The 21,477-nt window shown below is 64.4% G+C and carries 15 protein-coding genes and 1 pseudogene; 6 read left to right on the forward strand and 10 right to left on the reverse strand.

Features of this window, described 5'->3' with window-relative positions; translation table 11 throughout:
- Window positions 1-349: 349 nt before the first annotated feature.
- Window positions 350-2,269 (reverse strand): alpha-amylase family protein, encoded by a 1,920-nt coding sequence (locus ABQZ00_RS01955; protein ID WP_323537731.1) that lies wholly within the window; start codon window positions 2,267-2,269, stop codon window positions 350-352.
- A gap of 35 nt (window positions 2,270-2,304) precedes the next feature.
- Window positions 2,305-4,758: a TonB-dependent receptor gene (locus ABQZ00_RS01960; RefSeq protein ID WP_323537730.1), complete on the reverse strand. Its 2,454-nt coding sequence runs from the start codon at window positions 4,756-4,758 to the stop codon at window positions 2,305-2,307.
- Window positions 4,759-5,024: 266 nt separating this feature from the next.
- Between ABQZ00_RS01960 and ABQZ00_RS01965 the strand changes: the two genes are divergently transcribed.
- A complete protein-coding gene (locus ABQZ00_RS01965; protein WP_115562846.1) occupies window positions 5,025-6,344 on the forward strand; it encodes an MFS transporter in 1,320 nt (439 codons plus the stop codon).
- Window positions 6,345-6,456: 112 nt separating this feature from the next.
- Here ABQZ00_RS01965 and ABQZ00_RS01970 read toward each other — a convergent pair whose 3' ends face one another.
- The 4 genes from ABQZ00_RS01970 to ABQZ00_RS01985 form a co-directional block, all read right to left on the reverse strand.
- A complete protein-coding gene (locus ABQZ00_RS01970; RefSeq protein WP_115554568.1) occupies window positions 6,457-7,488 on the reverse strand; it encodes a LacI family DNA-binding transcriptional regulator in 1,032 nt (343 codons plus the stop codon).
- Window positions 7,489-7,895: 407 nt separating this feature from the next.
- Window positions 7,896-8,636 carry an acetoacetyl-CoA reductase gene (phbB, locus tag ABQZ00_RS01975; protein ID WP_055848354.1) on the reverse strand — a complete coding sequence of 247 codons (741 nt, stop codon included), beginning with the start codon at window positions 8,634-8,636 and terminating at the stop codon, window positions 7,896-7,898.
- Window positions 8,637-8,811: 175 nt separating this feature from the next.
- Window positions 8,812-10,140, reverse strand: coding sequence for a CitMHS family transporter (locus ABQZ00_RS01980; protein WP_055848358.1), 1,329 nt, complete (start codon window positions 10,138-10,140; stop codon window positions 8,812-8,814).
- A 216-nt stretch (window positions 10,141-10,356) separates the two neighbouring features.
- Entirely contained in the window at window positions 10,357-11,550 is a 1,194-nt protein-coding gene (locus ABQZ00_RS01985) for an OprO/OprP family phosphate-selective porin (protein ID WP_323537729.1), read from the reverse strand.
- A 253-nt stretch (window positions 11,551-11,803) separates the two neighbouring features.
- Here ABQZ00_RS01985 and ABQZ00_RS01990 point away from each other — a divergent pair, with 253 nt between their 5' ends.
- From ABQZ00_RS01990 to ABQZ00_RS02005, 4 genes are all read left to right on the forward strand, one after another.
- Complete coding sequence (locus ABQZ00_RS01990; RefSeq protein WP_311238531.1) at window positions 11,804-12,505, forward strand: response regulator; 702 nt, start codon at window positions 11,804-11,806, stop codon at window positions 12,503-12,505.
- Complete coding sequence (locus ABQZ00_RS01995) at window positions 12,498-13,883, forward strand: sensor histidine kinase N-terminal domain-containing protein (RefSeq protein WP_323516580.1); 1,386 nt, start codon at window positions 12,498-12,500, stop codon at window positions 13,881-13,883. Before ABQZ00_RS01990 ends, ABQZ00_RS01995 begins: the two co-directional genes overlap by 8 nt.
- Window positions 13,883-14,932 (forward strand): ABC transporter substrate-binding protein, encoded by a 1,050-nt coding sequence (locus ABQZ00_RS02000; protein WP_323537923.1) that lies wholly within the window; start codon window positions 13,883-13,885, stop codon window positions 14,930-14,932. The genes ABQZ00_RS01995 and ABQZ00_RS02000 overlap by 1 nt, the downstream gene beginning before the upstream one ends.
- 193 nt (window positions 14,933-15,125) lie before the next feature.
- Window positions 15,126-15,764, forward strand: coding sequence for a response regulator (locus tag ABQZ00_RS02005; protein WP_055850273.1), 639 nt, complete (start codon window positions 15,126-15,128; stop codon window positions 15,762-15,764).
- 237 nt (window positions 15,765-16,001) lie between these two features.
- Here the strand turns inward: ABQZ00_RS02005 and ABQZ00_RS02010 are convergent, their stop codons facing one another.
- From ABQZ00_RS02010 to ABQZ00_RS02020, 3 genes are read right to left on the reverse strand one after another with little or no spacing between them, the layout of a single operon-like run.
- Window positions 16,002-16,373 carry an Atu4866 domain-containing protein gene (locus ABQZ00_RS02010; protein WP_323537922.1) on the reverse strand — a complete coding sequence of 124 codons (372 nt, stop codon included), beginning with the start codon at window positions 16,371-16,373 and terminating at the stop codon, window positions 16,002-16,004.
- An 11-nt stretch (window positions 16,374-16,384) separates the two neighbouring features.
- Window positions 16,385-16,930: a nuclear transport factor 2 family protein gene (locus ABQZ00_RS02015; RefSeq protein ID WP_323537728.1), complete on the reverse strand. Its 546-nt coding sequence runs from the start codon at window positions 16,928-16,930 to the stop codon at window positions 16,385-16,387.
- A 16-nt stretch (window positions 16,931-16,946) separates the two neighbouring features.
- The gene (locus tag ABQZ00_RS02020; protein ID WP_323537727.1) at window positions 16,947-18,017 is read right to left on the reverse strand and encodes an aldo/keto reductase; all 1,071 of its coding nucleotides are present in this window, start codon (window positions 18,015-18,017) and stop codon (window positions 16,947-16,949) included.
- An 846-nt stretch (window positions 18,018-18,863) separates the two neighbouring features.
- Here ABQZ00_RS02020 and ABQZ00_RS02025 point away from each other — a divergent pair.
- Window positions 18,864-19,080: pseudogene (locus tag ABQZ00_RS02025) on the forward strand (hypothetical protein); the annotation flags it as partial.
- 211 nt (window positions 19,081-19,291) lie between these two features.
- On the opposite strand, the gene ABQZ00_RS02030 reads toward ABQZ00_RS02025, so the two are convergent.
- Window positions 19,292-21,412, reverse strand: coding sequence for a TonB-dependent receptor (locus tag ABQZ00_RS02030; RefSeq protein WP_323537726.1), 2,121 nt, complete (start codon window positions 21,410-21,412; stop codon window positions 19,292-19,294).
- Window positions 21,413-21,477 lie beyond the last annotated feature (65 nt).

Consider the following 21,477-nt stretch of genomic DNA (forward strand, 5'->3'; position numbering starts at 1 on the left):
AGACCCCGCGCCCGCATCGTTCAAACAAAACGTACCAACCAGCTCCCGTACTGCAGGCAGTGCACGGCGGAGGTCATCGACCAAGACCAGCAAGTGCCTTGCTCAAGCAAAACGTACCAACCAGCGCCCGTACTTTAGGCAGCGCGAGGCGCAGGTCATGGATCAAGACCGGCAAGTGCGTTGCTCAAGAAGAACGTACCAACCAGCGCCCGCACTGCAGGCAGCGCAAGGCGCAGGTCATCGACCAAGAACCGCAAGTGCCTTACTCAAGCAACATGTTTCAACTAGGCCCCGTATTGCAGGCAGTGCAGAGCGCAGGTCATCGACCAGCACCCCGCACCCGCATCGCTCAGTCGATACGTTGCAACCAGCGCACCGCATACCCAGGCAGCGCAAGACGCAGATCATCGCCCAGCGGTTCTGCAACTGCATTGTGCTTGTCGGCCAATACCTGCCACCGGCCACTCAAGGTGCCTGCAAACGCCACATCGAGTAGTTGATCGCTGAAGTTGTGGACGGCGACAAAGCTGTCGCCACGTGTCAGCGCAAACAGGTGGACGTTATCCAATGCCACACTGCCCAACGGTTGATCTGCAGCGAGTGCCGGTAGTGCCGTGCGTTGCTGGATCAATGCGTGCAAGCGCTGATAGACCTGCCCGCTCGCGCTGCTGCTGTCGTGGCGCTGCGCGGCGCGTTGCCAGTCCATTGCCGGGCGATGCAACCAGCGGCCTTCGTGCTGGCGCTGCGTATCCACGCGGTAGCTGATGTCGTTGGGCAATGCGAGTTCGTCGCCCATGTAGATCAGCGGCACGCCCGGCATCGCCAGGGCAACCGCGTAGAGCAGGACCAGCCGGTCCACTGCCATGGCCAAGGCCGCCGCATCGCCCGCATCGTGCGCCGCCTGGATACCGGCGAGTGCGGCCGCCATGCCGTTGGTGCCGTGTACGCCATCGCCGCTGCTCTGGAAGCTTTCGCCACGCGCGTAGCTGCCCGGTAGCGCATTGGCGTAGAAGCGCGCGACATCGCGCAGCGAAAACGCCGGTTGCATCGCATTGCCCGCGGCTTCGTGCTGCAGCACATTCCAGCCGATGTCGTCGTGGCAACGCACATAGCTCAGCCATGCGCAGTTGGCCGGCAGCGGCGGGCTGTGCGCAATGACCTGATGCAGAATGTCGCCGCGTTGCAGCGCCAGTGCCGACCACCCGGCTGCCATCAGCGTGCTGTGGTAAGCCAGGTGGCATTCGTGGCCTTGATCGGCGCCGCTGCCGAAGTAGGGCGGCAGTTGACTCATCGGCACGATGGCTTCGGCCTTCATCGCCACCGACGGCGCAACGATGTCGGCGACCGCACGCAGCGCCACCAGCAAGGTGTGCGCCTCGGGCTGGTTCATGCAGTCGGTGCCGGTACGCTTCCACAGATAGGCGGTGGAATCCAGGCGGAATGCTTCCACTCCCAGGTTGGCCAGCTGCAGCATCGCCAGCGCCATGTCGCCGAACACGGCCGGGTTGCTCCAGTTTAAATCCCATTGGTAGGGATAGAACGTGGTCCACATCCATTGTGCGGTGTCGTCCACCCAGGTGAAGTTGCCCGGTGCCGTATGTGGAAAGACCTGCGCCAGCGTTGTTTCGTACTGATCGGGCAGGCTGCGGTCGGCGAAGTGATGGTAGTAATCGAGATAGCGTGCATCGCCCGCGCGTGCGGCTTGTGCCCAGGCGTGATCGTCGGCGGTGTGGTTGAGCACGAAGTCCGCACACAGGCTGATGCCCGACGCGCGCAGCCGCGTGGTGAGCGCAACCAGGTCGTCGTTGCTACCCAGGCTCGGCTCCACCTGGCCGTAGTCGCTGACCGCAAAGCCGCCGTCGTTGTCGCCGGCGCGTGCGCGCAGAAACGGCAGCAGATGCAGATAGCGCACGCCCAATTCCTGCAGATACGGCACGCGCTCGGCCACGCCCTGCAAGGTGCCGGCGAAGCGGTCCACGTAGGCGCTGTAGCCCAGCATGTGTTGTGCGCCGAACCAGCCCGGCTTGCGGGTGGTATCGAACTGCTGCAATGCCTGCGGGCGGTGTTGCGCGCTGCTGCCGAGCGCACCCAACCACTGCGTCAACCACGCTGCGTAATCGGGGCGTTGCCCATACAGCGACTGCAGTGCATCCAGCAGACGTGGTGCGTGTTCGTCAAAGCGCGCCAACAACGGCTCGACGCGCCGTGCATCCAGCGGCGCGGCAAAGGCCGCGCGTGATGCGGTGGAATCGATGGGGGAGGTGCTCATTGGAAGCCGCCGGACCTGGGCCCGGCGCGGGGTCCTTAGAAGTCGTAGCGCAGGCTGATGCTGGTGGTGCGGCCGGCAATCGAGCGCGCGCGGATGATGCCGTTGGCCGGAATCGTGGCTTCTTCGGCTTCGGTCAGACCAAAGGTGTTGAACAGGTTGTTGACGTTGAGCGCGACGGTGAGCGAATCGGTCACGCGGTAGTCGCCGAACAGGTTGACCTGCGTATAGCCGGGCATCTTCAGCTGGTTGGAATCCTGCGTATAGGCATCGGTGGTGCCGATCAGATTCACGCCGAACTGGTAGCCGTCGCCGCGATAGCTCGGGGTGAGCTGCCAAACGAAATCAGCCTGGCGACGCGGCACATTGCCGGTGTTTTCCGGGGTGATCTGGTCGCGGGAAATTTCTGCATCGGTCCAGGTCAGGCCGCCGTTGACGGTGAAGCCCTCGTAGCGGTAGCTGGCTTCCAGCTCCACGCCGTGCGCTTGGTAGCTGCGGTTGAAGAAGCGCTGGCTGGTGACTTCGAAGTTCTGTTCCTGGGTGCGCGCAGAGAAAGCGGTGGCGAACAGGCTCAGACCGTCGCGACGCCACTTCAGGCCGGCTTCGGCCTGGCGCACCACGTTGACGCCTTCATCGGACGACACCGAGCCGTCGTCGCGCACCACGCCGAACAACAGGCGATCGGCATTGGCGCGTGCGCCGCGGCTGATGCGGGCGAACGCGCCTAGATCGTCGCTGATCAGATAATTGCTGCCCAACGAATACGACAGGTAGTTCCAGTCGTAGTCCACCGGGCGTGCATTGGCGGTGTCCACGGTGGCCACGCGCTGTTCCACTGGCTGGATCACGCCATCGCCGTTGACGTCCAGGTTTTGCGCAATCGCAGTGCCGCTGTAGTTGCCGCGTGCATCGCCCATGTCGTAACGCAGGCTGCCGTCGATGCTGAACTTGCCGCTGTCGAAGGTGAGCGCGACATACGGCGCGTTGACGTTGTAACGCACGTCGTAGCTGCGGGTGATGCAGCAATCGCCCCAGAACGGTGTGCCGTAGGCATACAGGCCGTTCTGCGAGCGCGACACGCCTGCCGCGTCGACCACGTTGAGCAGGCGCGAGTCGCGACCCAGGCTCTGCACGTAGGAGTTCCAGGTCCAGTCCATGTCGATGGTCTGGCGCGAGCTGTAATAGCCCATGCGCAGATTCAGCGTGCGGCCGTCTCCATCGAACTCGCGCGAGAGGCTGAGGTCGTTGGTGACGTTGCCCAGATCGTTGATGGCGACGTTGAACAGATGCGTGCGGATGGCGTTGCCGGTGTAGGCCTGGCCGGCATTCGGGCCACCGGCCTCCACCAGCTGCGCGCCGGCGCCACCGATGGACGATGCCAGCGAGGCGGCGTCGGTGACTTCGGCCGGGAACGGGCTGACGAAGCGGCCACTGTTGTCGGCGATACGGAATTTATCGCTCAGGTTCCAGCCATTGCCCAGGTCGAACCAGGCTTCGGCGCCGATGGTGCGCGAGATCGGGTGCATGCCGTCGCCCAGATCGGTGCGGCGCGGCTGATTATTGCCATCCAGGCCGACATCGGTGCGGAAATTGCGGCTGTACAAGGTGTCGTTGCCAGGATCGAAACCGGGGAAGCCGCCGAGGTCCGGCGAGCCGTCGCGGCCACGTACCGAGGTGGGCACCGGCAGGTAGCCAGCGGCGCGGTCGTTGAGGTATTTGCCGTACACACGCACGTAGCCGTTCTCGAACAGGCGGGTGAGGTTGGCCTTGAGTTGGCCGCCCTTGTCGGTGGTGTAGCCGGCATCGCGCACGCCGTCGCCCTGGCGGAAGAAACCGCCGATGTTGAACTGCCAATGCTCGGCGAACGGCGCGCCGTAATTGAAGTCGATGCGGGTGTTGTCGTAGTCCAGACCGCGACTGACGCCGACGCTGCCGCCTTCGGTGTCGCCGGTCTTGCTGATGAAGTTGATGATGCCGCCGGGCGCATTGCTGGTGAACGTCGACGCCGAGCCGCCGCGGATGGCTTCGATGCGATCCATCGTGAAATCCGAGCGCAGGAAGATATCGGCGTTGCCGAAGGCGATATCGCCGAACTCCATCACCGGCAAGCCGTCTTCCTGCAGCTGCAGGAACTTGGCGCCGCCGGAGGCCACCGGCAGACCGCGCACGGCGATGTTGGCGTTGCCTTCGCCACCGCTGGACTCGGAGCGGATGCCGGGGATGTTGCGGAAGATTTCGGCGGTGCTGCGCGGCGCCGATTGTTCGATCGCCTCGGCGCCGACGGTGCTGACCGACACGCTGGACTTCAACTTGGTGGTGGCGGTGGAGGTGCCGGTGACGAACACCGAATCCAGATTGACCGCGGCGCTGTCGGCAGCCGGCGGAGTGGCGGGCGCGGCAGCGGCGTCCTGAGCCAGCGCGGCGGGCGCGCACAGGCAGGAAACGACCGCGCAGGCCAGGGCATGCAGGCGCAGGGTGTGCAAGGTGGACATCGCGATTCTCTCTCTCACAGGTGGTGGTATGCCGACGCCTGCATCGTCCCCTCCCAGGGAATGGCCGTGCGGCCTGCAGTGCGAGCGCAGTAATACGCTCGAATACAATCGATTGCAATCTTGCGTTGCAGCATTTGAATTGGTTTCATAAGCCGCAATTTGCTTAACGATCGCGTGCTGCGGCGCAGCTTTACAATCGATTGCATAAGTCGCAGGGTACAGTGCGCTGCGGCCACTGGGAGCCGCACCGATGCCCAGGGCCTTGCATGTCGTCGACCGCTCCTCCGCTTTCTTTCGCGCGCATCCTGGCTCTCAACGCCGGTTTCTTCGGTGTGCAGTACAGCTTCGGGTTGCAGCAGAGCAACATGAGCCCGATCTACAACTACCTGGGCGCCGACCACGCCAGCCTGCCGTATCTGTGGCTGGCCGGGCCGATCACCGGGCTGGTGCTGCAGCCGTTCGTCGGCGCGTGGAGCGACCGCTCGGTGACGCGCTGGGGCCGCCGCATGCCATACATGGTGCTGGGCGCGCTGGTATGCAGCCTGTGCCTGCTGGCGATGCCGTTCAGTACGGCGTTGTGGATGGCGGTGTGCCTGCTGTGGGTGCTGGATGCGGCCAACAACGTGGCGATGGAGCCCTACCGTGCGTTGGTCAGCGACGTGCTCGCGCCACCGCAGCGGCCACTCGGGTATCTCACGCAGAGCGCGTTCACCGGCCTGGCGCAGACGCTGGCCTATCTCACTCCACCGTTGCTGGTGTGGTTCGGTATGAATCAGGATGCCGCCAACGCGCATCATATTCCCTACATCACCATTGCTGCGTTCGTGATCGGTGCGGGGTTTTCGGCCGCGTCCATCCTGATCACCGCGCGCAGCGTGCGCGAGCCTGCGATTGCGCCGGCCGAGATTGCGCGCATGCGTCAGACCGGTGCCGGCCTGGGCGCGACCGTGCGCGAAATCGTCAGCGCCCTGCGCGCGATGCCGCCGACCATGCGCCAGCTGGCGCCGGTGATGTTGTTCCAGTGGTACGGGATTTTCTGCTACTGGCAGTACATCGTGCTGTCGCTGTCGACCACCTTGTTCGGCACCACCGACGCCACCTCGCACGGGTTTCGCGAGGCTGGTCTGGTCAATGGGCAGATCGGTGGCTTCTACAATTTCATCGCGTTTCTGGCGGCCTTTGCGATGGTTCCGGTGGTGCGCCGCTTCGGCCCCAAGTACACGCACGCAGCCTGTCTGTTGGCGGCCGGTGTCGGTATGTGGGTATTGCCGGGCATCGAAAATCGCTGGTTGTTGTTGTTGCCGATGATCGGCATCGGGCTGGCCTGGGCCAGCATGATGGGGAACCCGTATCTGATGCTCGCCGACAGCATTCCGCCCGAGCGCACCGGCGTGTACATGGGCTTGTTCAACCTGTTTATCGTGCTGCCGATGCTGATCCAGATCGTCACCCTGCCGCTGTATTACGAGCGGTTGCTGCACGGCGACCCGCGCAACGTGATCCGTCTGGCCGGTGCACTGATGCTTGCCGCAGCGGTAGCAATGCTATGCGTGCGTATTCGTAAGCCCAAGGCTGTAGCGGCGTAACCGCTGCGTTTGCGTTGTTATGCCGGCACAGTAGCGAGTATGAGCGCGCGGCCGCCGCCGCACAGCGCGCACGCTCTTACGATTCCCGATTCCCGATTCCCGATTCCCAGCCTCACGCCGACTCGCGCACCACCAGTTTCACCGGCATTTCAACCGATTGCACCGCCTCGCCTGCGATCAGCGCCAGCAGCCGGTCTACCAGCAAGCGCGCGGCCAGACCGAGATCCTGCCGCACGGTGGTCAGTGGTGGCTGGCTGTAGGCGGCCAGCGGAATATCGTCGAAGCCCACCAGCGAGATGTCCTGCGGCACGCGATGGCCGGCTTCGACCAGGGCGCGGATGGCGCCCACGGCGATCACGTCGGAGGCCGCAAATAGCCCATCCGGCGGGTCGGTCTTCTTGAGCATGGCGCGGGTGAGGCGGTAGGCGTCTTCGCTGACGAAATGGCTGCGCGCATGCAGGCGGGTGTCGAATTCCAGCCCGTGTTGCTCCAATGCGTGACGGTAACCGGCAAAACGCGGCGCCACTTCGGGTAATTGGTCGTCGCCCAGAAATGCGATGCGCTTGCGGCCGCTGGCGATCAGGTGTTCGGTGGCGAGCGCGCCGCCCTGAAAATTGTCGCTGCCCACGCTGATGTAGGCCTGCCCATCGATGCGGCTGCCCCACACGGCCATCGGCAGGCCATCGCGCGCGGCTTCGTCCAGCGCGGCATGTTCGGAACTCTGCCCGAGCACGATCACGCCATCGGAGCGGCTGCCGCGCGCAAGCTGTTCCACCCAACCATCCTGGTGCCGGTCCAGCTTGGACAGCAGCATGCTGTAGCCGCGCCCGGTGAGTTCTTCGGCCAGCAATGCCAGCATGGTCATCAGAAACGGATCGGAGAGCGGTTGATCCAGTGCATGCATCATCGGCACCGCAACGCTCACCGTGTTGGAGCGTTTGGCGCGCAAGCTGCGTGCGACCGGGTCGACCTGATAACCAGCATCGGCGGCAATCTGCTTGATGTAGGCGCGGGTACGCTCTGCCACCACCGGGCTACCGGCAAGGGCGCGCGACACAGTGGACTCGGACACGCCCGCCATGCGGGCGATGTCGGCCATCTGCGGGCGTGCATTCTGCGAGGTGCGTTCTGAGGGTTTGGCCATGGCAGCGCACTGCGGAAAAGCCAGAGTGTAATCAGTTCGCACTACAGGCGGGTTGTTCGCGTAGTGGCGGCCGCTTGTGCGCAACCGCGCAACGCCATCGCGCACACGGGTCCTAGCTTTGTGATCGCGGCTGGGTGTGGCGTGCCGGCAGGGTGCTGCGGCTGGGCAGCGCGTCATTGTGCATCCGCACGTGCGGGGCCAAGAACCGCCAATAACCCGTAGCGAGCGGCTGCCAAGCAGGTGTGGGCGGTGCACAGCAACTGGAGTGTGACGCCTCAGACCTGCCGATGCCGAACATCGGCCGCTCCTGTTTGCCGGCCGCGGAGTCGTTTTGTTGGTCGCGTAGCGTGATCGCGGATGGCGTGCCGAGTTGCACTCCCACAACCGCTTGCGGCCCACGCTCCGTGTCAGCCCATGTAGAGGCCGCCGTTGACCGCGTAGTCGGCACCGGTCACATAAGCGGCATCGTCGGAGGCCAGCCACGCGCACAGGCCAGCGACTTCAGCCGGCTTGCCCAGCCGACGCATCGGCACTGAGGTGGCCAGGCGGTCGAGCACGTCCGGCGGAAAACTGCTGATCGATGCACTGGCGATATAGCCGGGCGAAATTGTGTTGACGGTGACCCCGCGCGAAGCGACTTCCTGCGCCAGCGCACGGCTGAAGCCATGCATCGCGGCCTTGGCGGTTGCGAAGTTGATTTGCCCGATCTGCCCCTTGTGCGCACTGACCGAGCCGATATTGACGATGCGTCCCCAACCACGCGACGTCATGCCATCCACCACCTGCTTGGAGATGTTGAACAGCGAGTGCAGATTGCTGGCGATCACCGCATTCCAGTCGTCGCGCGTCATCTGCCGGAACAAGGTGTCGCGGCTACCGCCGGCGTTGTTGACCAGGACATCGATTTCGCCGACTTCGGCCTTGACCTTGGCGAAGGCGGCAACCGTGGAATCCCAATCGGCCGCATTGCCTTCGGAGGCGACGAAGTCGAAGCCCTGCTCGCGCTGCTCGCGCAACCAGGCCGATTTACGCGGCGAATTGGGCCCGCAACCGGCAACCACGGTATGCCCGCTGCGCGCCAGCTTCTGGCAGATCGCGGTGCCGACACTGCCCATACCGCTGGTGACGTATGCGATGCGAAGCGTCATTGGTGTAACTCCTTTGGAGTTGGGAATGGGGAATGGGGAATCGGGAGTGGGGAATCGGTAGAGCAGGAGCCGCCGTTGCGGCCTGCGTTCTCCATGTGGAAGTCAGGAACCGTCACGACGGCACAGCGCCGCTCTTACGATTCCCGATTCCCGATTCCCGATTCCCGGCGCGCGATCAGCGCGCTAACGGAAACAGACCAAACAACAACCCGCCGCCAAGCATCAGCATCGAAATCAGCACCGCCCACTTGAGCGTGAAGCGTTGATGGTCGGCAAAGTCGACCTTGGCCAGGCCGACCAGCAGATAGGTCGATGGCACCAACGGGCTGAGCAGATGCACCGGTTGGCCGGCGAGCGAGGCGCGGGCCATTTCCACCGGAGTGATGCCGTAGTGGCCGGCCGCTTCGGACAGGATCGGCAGCACGCCGAAGTAGAACGCGTCGTTGGACATGAAGAACGTAAACGGCATGCTGACGATTGCCGTGATCACCGCCAGATACGGGCCCCAGCTATCCGGGATCACTGCCAGAAAACTGCGCGACATCGCCTCCACCATGCCGGTGTTGGACAGGATGCCGGTGAAGATGCCGGCGGCAAAAATCAGCGACACCACCGACAGCACATTGCCGGCGTGATTGACCAACCGGCGGCGTTGCTCGGCCAGGTTGGGGTAGTTGATCATCAGTGCCAGCGCGAAGCCGATCATGAACAGCACCGGCATCGGCAGGATGCCCACCACCAGTGCGGCCATCAGCGCCAGGGTCAGGATCAGATTGACCCACAGCAGCTTGGGACGCTTCATGTCCTCGGTGTCTTCCACGCGCGGCAAGGCGTCGTTGTCTTCGGGGATGCTGGTGTCCAGCCAACTGCCATCGGCCGGCAGGCGCACCACGCCCAGTCGGCGGCGCTCGCGCATGCCCAGATACCAGGCCAGCGCGATGATGCCGGCAATCGCCAGCAACATCGCCGGCACCAGCGGCACGAACACATCGGCCGCATCCACGTGCAGGGCAGTAGCGGCGCGTGCGGTCGGGCCGCCCCACGGAGTGAGATTCATCACGCCGCTGGCCAAGATGGTGACGCAAGTGAGATTGAGCGCATTCATGCCCAGGCGCTGGTACAGCGGCAGCATCGCCGACACGGTGATCATGTAGGTGGTGGAGCCGTCGCCATCGAGCGAGATCAGCATCGCCAGGATCGCGGTGCCCATCACGATCTTCAGCGGGTCGCCCTTGACCAGCCGCAGGATGCGTCCGACCAGTGGATCGAACAGCCCGGCATCGATCATCACCCCGAAGTAGAGGATGGCGAACATCAGCATCACGCCGGTGGGCGCGATCTTCTTGATGCCCTCGAGCATCATGTCGTTGATGCCGGTGCCGAAGCCGCCCAGCAGTGCGAACACGATCGGCACCGTGATCAGAGCCACCAGCGGCGACAGCCGCTTGCTCATGATCAGGTACATGAAGGTGATCACCATTCCGAAACCGAGCGCGGTCAGCATGCGGGCAAATCCTTTGGGGCGTGCAGCAGGGAGAGGGTGGAGCGCACCGCTGCGCAGGGCGCGCTGCGGTGGTGACGCGGACACCTAGAAACGCGAGTCATTGCGCGATTGCCAGAACAGCAAAGGTGAACGCCTTTGCGCGTGTCAGGCGATCGCGCTGCATCGCTGCGACGCACGCCAAAAAACCTTGAAAACCTGGCGCGTCGCAGCAGCGCATCAGAAGTCGTACTGAAACCGGCCGGTCACCGCCAGCGTGTGATCGACCACCGCATTCATCGTGCGGTCGCGATTGCGGCTGTCGATCACGTTGAGCATCACGCGCAGGTTGGGCTTGAAATACCAGTTGCCGCCTAGCGTCCACGACTGCGTGCTGGCATCGATGAAGTTGGGCTGGCCATCCAGATTTTGGTCGCCGCGCATGTAGTCGTAGCGCAATGCCAGCTCGAACGCGCCGCTGGGGCGATTGGGCGTCTTGATGCGGCTGAAGCGGCCGGTCTTGCGATCGTAGCCGCGCGATTCGCCGGTAACGAACCAGCTGACCAGGCCATAGCTTGCCAACACCTTGGCGTGCTGGCTGCCATCGTCGAGCAGGCCGCCGCTGAATTCGCTCTGCCACGACCACGGGCCCAGCACTTCGGCATATTCCAGCGACCACTTGTCGAAGTCGGTATCGCGGCCATCGGCAAACCGCGCCAAGGTGATGCGGCTATTGTTGGCCAGATCGTTTTCAGGGCGCGGGCGGATCAACAGGGATGCCGCACCATCGCTGCCCGGATGCGAATAGCGCTCATGCGCCAGTGAAATGCCGAGGTGGCGCAGGCGCGCTTCGCCCATCTCCGGCGCAAAGGTCAGACGTGTCCCCAGCGCACCGCCCTTGGTGGACGAGTTGTCGATGCTTTCCAGGCTGTAGAGCGCCGTGGACCAAGTGGCATCGGGGCGATTGGCCTGCCAGGAAATGGCCTTGCGATAGATCGGCGCCAGCGTGGTGGAGGCATAGCCGCGTTCCAGGAACGGGCCATAGTTGGAGCCGGTGCGGTCGTCCAGCGAAAAGTACTGCTTGAACTGGCCCACGGTCAGCGTGCCGGCAGAAAACTTCTTGGCGATATAGACATCGCGCGCCAGGATGCCGCGGCTGCCGGATTCGTACTGCAGGCCAGCAAATTCCGCCTCGGCCTTGTAATTGAAGCCATAGAACTTGCCTGCCACATCCAGCCACACGCGGCGGAACTGGGTGTCGTTGCGCTCGGGCGTGCCGCGTTCGTCGTTGTCGAACACGGTGAAATCCCAGTGCACGCGCCCACCTACCTCGGCAGTGACCGGGCCCGCGTCATCGGCCGCGTGCGCCGCCGGTGCCAGGCAGATCGCCGCGCAAGCGGTGATGGCGCGCAGACGCAAAGTGTCGTTGATCACAGACCCTCCCAGGTACATGTGTGAATCACGTTCAGCGATGCACCACGACGACTGCCGTGGCGCGTTGGCTGCAGCCTAGTCCCGCAAAGCTGTCATGGACCTGTCAGGGCGTGGGAATGGGGAATCGGGAATGGGGAATCGCAACAGCGCAATCGCCAAAGCGGAAGAGCTTTTGTCTGCCTAGCCTGTTACCTTCCGGCCGCAACAACATGCTGTTCCGATTCCCCATTCCCTATTCACGATTCCCCGCCCAATGCGCCTGCTGCTAGTCGAAGACAATGCCGATCTCGCCGATGCCATCGTGCGGCGCATGCGCCGTAGCGGGCATGCGGTGGATTGGCAGGCCGACGGGTTGGCGGCGGCCAGCGTGCTGCGCTATCAGAGCTTCGATCTGGTGGTGCTGGATATCGGGCTGCCCAAGCTCGATGGGCTGCGCGTGCTGGCCGGGATGCGCGAGCGTGGCGATACCACGCCGGTGCTGATGCTCACCGCGCGCGATGGCATCGAAGACCGCGTGCAGGCGCTGGACGTGGGCGCGGACGATTACCTTGGCAAGCCGTTCGATTTCCGCGAATTCGAAGCGCGCTGCCGTGTGTTGCTGCGCCGCAATCGCGGGCAGGCCAGCGAGGTGGTGCAGATCGGCGGATTCGTGTTCGACAACGCTGCGCACACGGTGATGCTCGACGGTGCACCGATCGAATTGCCCAACCGCGAATACCGCCTGCTGGAAATCCTGATCGGGCGGCTGGGTCAGGTGGTCGGCAAGGACGAAATCGGCAACGGGTTATTCGGCTTCGACGACGATGCCGGGCCCAATGCGATCGAACTGTATGTGGGCCGTCTGCGCCGCAAGCTGGCGAGTGCGCCGTTACACATCGTCACTGTGCGCGGTGCCGGTTACAAACTCGAAGAAGCCGACCCGCATGCGCCGGTGGAGCCGGGTAGCGATGGCTGAGCCGCTGACGGTGGCGCCGTCGATCCGGCGCACCTTGCTGCTGTATCTGGGCAGCCTGTCGCTGCTGGGCGCGGTGGTGCTGTTTTTTGCGGCGCGCGATTACGGCGAGCGTGCGGCTAACCGGTCTTACGATCACCTGCTGGTGTCCTCGGCGCTGTCCATCATCGATAGCGTGGCGCTGGTCGGTGGCGACTGGCAGGTGGATCTGCCTTACGCCTCGCTGGATCTGCTTGGCATGGCGCCGGAAGATCGCGTGTTCTACCGCGTATTCGATGCGCAGGGCCGCACCATCACCGGCGAAGACACGTTGCCGTTGCCGGCGCGCGCGCCCAGCGATGAGCGCCCGTTGTTGTTCGATGCGCAGTACAGCGGCGAGCCGGTGCGCTTTGCGGTGGTGATGCATCGCGTTGCCTCGGCCTCGGGGCAGGGCGAGGTGCGCGTGCAGGTGGGCCAGACCCGGCGCGCCCGCGATGCGGTGGCGCGCGATGTGGTGCTCAATGCCTTGGTCGCAATCGGCGTGTTGTCGCTGCTGGCGTTGGGATTGGTGTGGCTGGGCGTGTACCGCGCATTGCGGCCGTTGCAGCGCATCGAGCGCGACCTGTCGCGCCGTGAGCCATCGGATCTGAAGCCGCTCAACGTGCCGGCGCCGCAGGAAATGCAGTTGATGGTGACCGCGCTCAATCGCTTCATGGCGCGGCTGTCGTCCAGCAACGAGACCTTGCGTGCGTTCATGGCCGAGGCCGCGCATCAGATGCGCACGCCCCTGGCCGCGTTGCGCGCGCAGGCGCAGCTGGCCATGGACGACGACGACCCGCGCGACATGCAACGCAGCCTGGCCGCGATCGAGCGCAACGCCAGCCACATGAGCCGCCTGCTCAATCAATTGCTCAGCGATGCCAGCGTGATCCATCGCTCCAACCTGCAGCGCTTTGCCACGGTGGATCTGGCCGAGGTGCTGCACCAGGCATTGCATGAAGCGCTGCCACGCAGCGAAGGCGCGCCACGGGTGCAATTGGCCATCGACCCGCAACCGGCGCTGCTACGCGGCGACGCGTTGCTGCTGCGCGAAGCGCTCAAGAACCTGATCGACAACGCCTGCAAATACGGCGCGGGCGCGCCGCTGCAGGTGGCGCTGACCAGCGATGGCAATCAGCATGTGCTGACCATTGCCGACCACGGCCCGGGCATTCCGGCCGCCGAAGCCGAGCGTGTATTCGAGCGTTTTGTGCGCGGCCCGGATGCACCCGCGGGCGGCGCAGGCCTGGGGCTTGCCATCGTCAAGCGCGTGGTCGAAGCGCATGGCGGGCGCATCGATCTGGCCAATCGCATCGGTGGTGGGTTGATCGCCTCGTTGCACTTCCCCGGAGGAACCGCGTGATGCGCAGGCTGTGGGCAATGGCATTGCTGCTGGTACACGGCATGGCCTGTGCAGCGCCGGGCGATGTGCGGCGCTTTCCCGCGCAGGGGCCGGTGCATGCGCAGCTGCGCGTGCAAGGATCCACCGATCTGGAAGTGTTCGGCGCGGTCATTCAGGACTACCAGCGCCTGCATCCGGGCACCGAGGTGATCTACGAAGATGTGATTGCCTGGGACATCTATGCGCGCTACCTGCATCCGCGTGCCGGTGCGCCGATGGCGGACATGCTGATCAGCGCCAGCATGGATCTGCAGACCAAGCTGGTGAACGATGGGCACGCGCTGGCCCACCGCTCCGCGCAGACCGAAGCGCTGCCCGCCTGGGCGCAATGGCGGCACGAGGTATTCGGCATCAGCTACGAGCCGGTGGCCATCGTCTACAACACGCGCAAACTCGACCCATCACGCGTCCCGCGCACGCGACGCCAGCTGCTGGCCTTGTTGCGTGCGCCGGATGCGCCGTTGCGCGGCAAGGTGGGCACCTACGATGTGGCGCGCAGCGGGGTGGGCTATCTGTTCGCCACCCAGGACGGGCAGGTGGGCAGCATTGCCGGCGCGCTGCTGGCTGCGTTGGGCGCAAATCAGGTCAAGCTGGAAGAGCGTACCGGCACCTTGCTCGACCGCGTCAGTCGTGGCGAGTTGCTGCTGGCCTACAACGTGCTCGGTTCCTACGCGCAGGCGCGCATCGATGCCGGTGCGCCGCTGGGCATCGTGCAGCCGCAGGACTACACGCTGGTGGCGCTGCGCACCGCGGTGATTCCCAAGACCGCACCGCACGCACCGGAAGCGCGCAGGTTTCTCGACTATTTGCTGTCGCCACGCGGGCAGCAGGTGCTCTCGCGCGAAGCGCGGCTGATGCCGATACTGCCGGCCGCCGGTGGTCGTGGCGGTTCGGCGCAACCGCCGTTCCGACCGATTCCGCTCGGCCCCGGCCTGCTGGTGTATCTGGACAAACTCAAGCGCCGCCAGTTCCTGGAAGCGTGGCGTGCGAGTACGCAGCCGCCGCGGTAGGGCGTGGCATTCGCGGTGATGCAGAGCGTCATGCTGGTGTGGTCGTTGCCGGCCAGCATCATCGGCGGTCGCACAATGCCGATACAGTGGTCGCCTGCTCCGCACAGTGTCAGCGGGCCTCAGTCACTAGCCGTGGGCAGCCAGCCAAGCGCAGGTGCGGCACACCGACGCGCCCATGTGCCAGACTTGGCAGATGGCCGATCTCACCATTCTCGTCGCCGACGACCACCCGCTGTTCCGTGCCGCCGTGATCCACGTGCTGCAGCAGACCCTGCCGCAGGCGCAGGTCGTGGAAGCCTCCAGCGCCGCCACGCTGAGTGCGATGCTGCGCTCGCACCCGCAGGCCGAGCTGGTACTGCTGGATCTGGCCATGCCGGGCGCGCGCGGCTTCTCGGCGCTGTTGCATGTGCGCGGCGAGCATCCGGATATCCCGGTGGTGGTGATCTCCTCCAACGATCACCCGCGGGTGATCCGGCGTGCGCAGCAGTTTGGCGCGGCCGGCTTCATTCCCAAATCCACGCCGGCCGAATCCATCGGCACCGCCGTGGCCAGCGTATTGGATGGCGGCACCTGGTTTCCGCCCATGACTGCCGAACGTTCGGAGGCCGACGCGCAGCTTGCCTCCAAACTCGCCCAGCTCACCCCGCAGCAGTTCCGCGTGCTGCTGAGCCTGGCCGATGGCCTGCTCAACAAGCAGATCGCCCACGAACTCGGCCTGGCCGAAAACACCGTCAAGGTGCACGTCACCGCCATCTTGAAAAAGCTCGACTGCTACAGCCGTACGCAGGCCGCGGTACTGGTCAAGGCGCTGGAGCCGGAAGGCGAGGGCTGAGGGCGCGGCATCGCTGACGGGCTTGGAGCGGCAAAAGCGTCGCGAACAGTCGTCAGTCGGGTGTGGACGACGTCCTCATCATCAGAGTGTGCGAGTGCGGCCTGCCGCAGAGAGCACTGGCCGCGCAGTCATTGTGTTGGCCGTTCTTGGTTGAGCGGGGCAGGCCGCGGACTGAAGATCGACGCGGTGGGGGGCGCATCGCAATCCCGAAATGCGAGGTGCCGTCCATGACGCATGTCAGTCCGCTCGCTGGCGATAGAACACCATGCCGCCGTGGTGCAGCTCGTCTGCGCTGACAAAGCGGCCGTCGGCAGTGAATCCGCTGTCGTCCCAGTAATGGATGGTGTTACCGGTCACTTCATAACGGCCCTGGTAGGCGCTTTGCTGTGTATGGCGTGCCTCGTCGTAACGGCCGTTGGCCAACAAGGCTTGGCGGATCTGCCCATCGCGGGTGACCCACATGCCGACGTAGGAATGCTGTTGCATGGGCGTGTCCCTGTGGAGTGGGGAAGGCGTCGCCGCCACATGGCGTGCAGTGGCAGCAAGCGGTGTGGCGTTGCAGAGCACGGCAGCACCTGCGCCGAGTGCAACGGCAATAGCAGCGCTCATACGTGTATTGGTCATGTGTCTGTCCTGCGTTGCAGTTGGGCGGGTGCACGCTGCAGCACCGCGTCGTAGGCGGCCAGATCCAGGTACGCATCGACCTGCACGGCCTTGCCGTCGCGCATGCGCAGGATCCATACGTAATGATTGCGATAGCGACTGCCGTTGGGCAGGTCGGCGGCGCCTTGCCATTGCACGATGACGTGCTCGCCATCGGCCCAGAGCTGCCGCTGCAGTGGGCGCAGCGGCGACGCCAGGCGCTGGGTCAATGGGCGCACGGCCGTGTCGATCAATGTGTCGCGGCCCCGCAAGGTACCGGCGCTCGGGCCGGAGCCGTGGATGGTCCACACCACGTCCGGCGACAGCAGTTCTTCGAAGAATCCGGTGCCGCCTGCCTGCCAGCGCGCGAATGCGGCATCGACGCGTTGCGTATTGCACATCTGCTGCGATGTGCCGACGCAGCTGTCGGCGGCGGCTGTGGGCACCGGAGCGATTGCCCCGGTGGCGGTGAACGCGCTGGCGGCGATGAACAGTGTTGCCGCGATGGCGGATGGTCTGGTCATGTGGTGCTCCTTCGCGTCAGCTGCGCAGTTGCAGCGCGTGCGTGCCGTAGATCAGCTGCTGCGCCATCGGCCGGCCGATGAAACGCTCCGGGAAGATCGGCGACAGACCGCTGACACGATCCAGCTGCGCCAGCTGGTCGTCGCTGAACACGATCTCCAGCGCGCCGAAGTTGTCTTCGGCCTGTTGCAACGTGCGTGCGCCCATCACCGGCGAGACCACTGCCGGATTGCGCAAGGTCCAGGCAAGCGCCACCTGCGAGCGCGAGGCACCCAACTCGTCGGCCACCGTGCCAACCACATCGGCGATCTCCAGCGAGCGCGCAGTGAGATGCCCGGTCGAGGCGATCACGCCCTTGCGGCTAGTGGATACATCCGCCGCGTTGTCGTCGGACAGATCCGCGCGGCTGTACTTGCCGGTCAGGATGCCGCCGCCCAGTGGCGACCACGGCAATACGCCAAGTCCCAGCTCGCGCGCCATCGGTAGCAACTCATGTTCGACGGTGCGTTCGACCAGGCTGTATTCGATCTGCAGCGCGACCAGCGGCGACCAGCCACGCAAATCGGCCAGCGTCTGCAATTGCGCCACGCGCCAGGCCGGCGTGTTGCAGATGCCGATGTAGAGCACCTTGCCCGACTGCACCAGATGCTCCAGCCCGCGCATCACTTCGTCCGGCGAGGTGGTGAAGTCCCATGCGTGCAGATACAACAGGTCGATGCGATCGGTGTCCAGCTGACGCAGGCTGGTCTCCACCGAGCGGATCAGGTTGAGACGGTGATTGCCGCCGGAATTGATGTTGCCTGCATCGCGCGCCATGGTGAATTTGGTCGCCACCACAAAGCGCTCGCGACGCGGCTTGATCAGGCTGCCGACGATGCGCTCGGAGCCGCCGTTGGTGTAATTGACCGCAGTGTCGATGAAGTTGCCGCCGCGGTCTGCATAGGCATCGAAGATACGCTTGGCTTCGCCTGCATCTGCGCCCCAGCCCCATTCCTCGCCGAAGGTCATGGTGCCCAGCGACAGCGGCGAGACGCGCAGCCCGGAGCGACCGAGCAGGCGATAGTGGTCCAGGGAAAGTGTCTGACTCATGCGTTGTATCTCCCGGTAGTGGTGTCGTGCTTCATGCGATGTACTGTGCCGCCGGCCGGTGAGTCAGCGTGAGCCTGGTGATCCGGCATCCTTGCCTGATCGTCCGAATCGTCAACGCAGCATCGTCACGCAGCCGCAGCCGCAGCCGCAGCCGCAGTGGCTTGCATGCACTGCAGTGTTCGGTTCGATGTGCGCGGGGCGTTGCCACGTCGAGTGCAACGCGCCAACGATCACGCACGCAGCGGTCGCACAGCCCCTGCAGTGGGTGCGCGTATCAGAGACAAGGCGGTGCGCCTTTGTTGGGTTGGAGAGTGAGCGACCAAGACGCCAAGATCTGCGACTTCGCTGCGCAGTGCCCTTGCCCGCCCACCCTCGCGGGACACGCTGCAAGTACGTCCACGTGAGCTCTTCTGCGGCATCCATGCCGCAGAAGGCCCCGCCACGGTGTGCGGGCAAGGACCGGTCGAGATGATTGGTGTGCATAGCTTTCGATAAAACAGTTAGCAAACTGTCTGATGCGGTGTCATTGCAGAACTCTCGACGCTGTGAGTTTGCTGCAGGGCCCTTGCCCGCCCACCGTCGTGGGACACGCCGCAAGTACGTCCGTGTACGCTCTTACGCGGGATCCATGTCGCGTAAGGTCCCGCGACGGTAGCCGGGCAATGGCTAGTTGAGTTGATCGGTGTGCATAGCTTTCGATAAAACAGTTAGCAAACTGTCTGGTGCGGTGTCATCGCCACACTCTCGACGCTGTGAGTTTGCTGCAGGGCCCTTGCCCGCCCACCGTCGCGGGACACGCCGCAAGTACGTCCCTGTAGGCTCTTACGCGGCATCCATGCCGCGTAAGGTCCCGCGACGGTGGGCGGGCAAGGGCCAGTCGAGAGTGTCGGTGTGCATGGCTTTAAAAAAGAAGCGACCGACCAACTCTCTGGTGCGGTGTCCTCGCCGCTTGCGGGACCGTGTGGTGGCATGGATGCCGCCACCGAGCCTACAAGGACGTACTTGCGGCGTGTCCCGTGAGCGGCGAGGGCACCGCGCATTCGACCGACGTGGCGGCATCTAAACGACGCCACGACTCAACATCGCTATCGCTATCGCCGTGAGCGGATTGAACGATGTAGACACGTCGGTTGCTGAGCGATAGTGCTTTGCCCGCCCACCTCCACGTGACACGCCGCACGTGTATCTGAGCAGGCTCTATGGTGGCATCGGCGCGCAGCAGCACGCTTGCGCAGGCGTACCGTGCGCGTGCTGCTTACAATCACGCGACACCCTCAGAAATCCAGCGAATACCCCAGCGTCAGCGTGCGGCCGCGCCCGGCGAAATAGCGCAGCGGTTCGACCAGCGCCGATTGCGAGTAGTAGGTGATGTACTGCTTGTCGAACAGGTTGGACACACCCATGCGCAGCGCACCACGCGGCAGCGCGTAGTTGAACGTCGCATCCACCAGCGTGTAGCCGCTGAAGCGCTTGTCCGCTTCGTCGAAGGATTGGCTGAAAGCATGCTGGGCCTGCACGAACGAGGAGAGCTTCGGCGTCCATTGCGCCGACCATGAAGCGATCACGCGATTGGGCGCCACGTTGAGCCCGTCCAGGCGCGCATCCAGCTGGCCATCGTTGTCGCTGTCGTAGCGGCCGCGCGTGTACGCGTAGGACAGGCGCAGGCGATGTGCGGCATCCAGGCGATAGCCCAGGCTGGCGTCCACGCCCTGCACGCGGGTCTTCTCGCGGCTCATCATGAAGGCGCCGTTGATCGGCACCACGCGCGTGCCCAGATCCGAATTGGACTGGAAGTAGCTCAGATCCGCATCGAACGCGCCACGCGTGAGGCGGGTGCCGGCTTCCACGCTCTTGGTCAGGATTGGCTCCAGCGTGCTCAGGTTGGCTACACGCGTGCCCGGCGTATTGATCGCACGCAACACCCGGCCCACATCCGGCATGCCGAAGCCTTCCGAATAGCTGGTGAAAAAGCTCACGCCTTCGACCGGCGTGTAGACCAGCCCCGTGTTGTAGAGGGTCTGATTGAAGTCGAGCGTGCCGCCTTCGACATCGACACGGTTGTAACGCCACAAGCTCTGGTAGCTGTCGATCTTCAACTCGGCTTCTTCGCGGCGCACGCCGGCGTGCAAGGTGAGCGTGGGCAGCAGCTTGTATTCGCCCTGCACGAACAGCGACAGGTTGCGGTAGTCCGACTCGGGCACGTAGGTGCGTCCGGTGCCGTAGAGATCCTGCTTGCCGGTGTCGGCGAGCAGGTCGATGCCGCCGGTGAGTTTGAGCCGGCTGTCGAACAGATCGTCCTTGGTCAGGCTGACCTTGCTGCCCCACTTGGAGGCCACTGACCGCGATTGGTCGTACAGCGTACCGACCGGTGCGATACGCGGGTCCTGAAACGTGGACGAATTATCCGCGCCGAACAGCCCTTCGAATTCCTGGTTGAACACCATCGCGCTCAGCTGCATGCCGGCCAGGTCGTCATCGATGTAGGACAGGCTGGAGGTCAGCACGTCGTTCCACGGCGCGGTGCCCTGCGGCGTACCGCGCACCGAGGTGGTGGGAAGGCCTTGCGCGCGGTTGCCGGCGATGCCGATGTAGTCTTTGTCGTTCTTGATGCGGTAGCGGTTGACGCTGACGCTCAGGCGCTGCGCATCGGTGAGCGCGTAACCGAGCTTGGCCAGCACGTCGTAGCTCTTGGAGGTCATCAGGTCGCCCTGGGTGTTGTCTGCACCGATCGGCCGGCCTTGTCCGTCCACATACAGGCCTTGATCGCTGTAGCTGGCCGAGAACAGGTAATCGAGCTTGTCGGTGCGGCCGTCCACGCGGTAGCGGGTCTCGACGCTGGCGGTTTCTGCACGCGTTTGGGAGGTGGGTGCGGTGGCCTGCACGTCGACGTGCTGATTGAGCTCACCGTCCTGCGGACGCCGGGTGATGATGTTGATGGTGCCGCCAGTGGCGCCCAGCCCGTTGATGGCGTTGGCGCCCTGGATCACTTCGATGCGCTCGACCATCGCGTAGTCGATGGTGTGCGCCTCGCGCCCGGTGGGACGGATCGGATTGGACTGCGGCACGCCGTCGATCAGGATCAACGGTGTGCGCCCGCGCAGGGTTTCGCCGCTACCGTTCATCTTGCCGCGGCTGGGCGTGTACGACGGAATCAGGTTGGCGAGCACGTCGGACGAGTTGCTGGAGATGGTCAGCTGCTGCTGGATCTGCGCCTTGTCGATGATCAACACCGTTTGCGGCGACTCGGCCACGGTCATGTTGGAGCGCGAGGCGGCCACCACCACCGTATCCAGCGTATCGGTGACATCCGATTGTGCGGATGCGCTAGCAGACGCGAGCAGGCAGAGGGTCGCAACGAGCGGCACACCGGCCGATCCGGAGAGGGGAGATTTCATGGGGAAAAGCACTCCAAAACGCGCTCGGCATCGATGCAGCAGAGGCAGGGCAACGCAAAAAAAGA

It is taken from the genome of Xanthomonas sp. WHRI 10204 (assembly GCF_040202875.1).
Lineage (GTDB): Bacteria > Pseudomonadota > Gammaproteobacteria > Xanthomonadales > Xanthomonadaceae > Xanthomonas.

What these genes read in the sequence shown, in the direction of transcription:
- ABQZ00_RS01955 (WP_323537731.1), bottom strand. Translation starts at nt 2,269, where the DNA reads ATGAGCACCTCCCCCATCGATTCCACCGCATCACGCGCGGCCTTTGCC.
- ABQZ00_RS01960 (WP_323537730.1), bottom strand. Translation starts at nt 4,758, where the DNA reads ATGTCCACCTTGCACACCCTGCGCCTGCATGCCCTGGCCTGCGCGGTC.
- ABQZ00_RS01965 (WP_115562846.1), top strand. Translation starts at nt 5,025, where the DNA reads ATGTCGTCGACCGCTCCTCCGCTTTCTTTCGCGCGCATCCTGGCTCTC.
- ABQZ00_RS01970 (WP_115554568.1), bottom strand. Translation starts at nt 7,488, where the DNA reads ATGGCCAAACCCTCAGAACGCACCTCGCAGAATGCACGCCCGCAGATG.
- phbB (WP_055848354.1), bottom strand. Translation starts at nt 8,636, where the DNA reads ATGACGCTTCGCATCGCATACGTCACCAGCGGTATGGGCAGTGTCGGC.
- ABQZ00_RS01980 (WP_055848358.1), bottom strand. Translation starts at nt 10,140, where the DNA reads ATGCTGACCGCGCTCGGTTTCGGAATGGTGATCACCTTCATGTACCTG.
- ABQZ00_RS01990 (WP_311238531.1), top strand. Translation starts at nt 11,804, where the DNA reads ATGCGCCTGCTGCTAGTCGAAGACAATGCCGATCTCGCCGATGCCATC.
- ABQZ00_RS01995 (WP_323516580.1), top strand. Translation starts at nt 12,498, where the DNA reads ATGGCTGAGCCGCTGACGGTGGCGCCGTCGATCCGGCGCACCTTGCTG.
- ABQZ00_RS02000 (WP_323537923.1), top strand. Translation starts at nt 13,883, where the DNA reads ATGCGCAGGCTGTGGGCAATGGCATTGCTGCTGGTACACGGCATGGCC.
- ABQZ00_RS02005 (WP_055850273.1), top strand. Translation starts at nt 15,126, where the DNA reads ATGGCCGATCTCACCATTCTCGTCGCCGACGACCACCCGCTGTTCCGT.
- ABQZ00_RS02010 (WP_323537922.1), bottom strand. Translation starts at nt 16,373, where the DNA reads ATGAGCGCTGCTATTGCCGTTGCACTCGGCGCAGGTGCTGCCGTGCTC.
- ABQZ00_RS02015 (WP_323537728.1), bottom strand. Translation starts at nt 16,930, where the DNA reads ATGACCAGACCATCCGCCATCGCGGCAACACTGTTCATCGCCGCCAGC.
- ABQZ00_RS02020 (WP_323537727.1), bottom strand. Translation starts at nt 18,017, where the DNA reads ATGAGTCAGACACTTTCCCTGGACCACTATCGCCTGCTCGGTCGCTCC.
- ABQZ00_RS02030 (WP_323537726.1), bottom strand. Translation starts at nt 21,412, where the DNA reads ATGAAATCTCCCCTCTCCGGATCGGCCGGTGTGCCGCTCGTTGCGACC.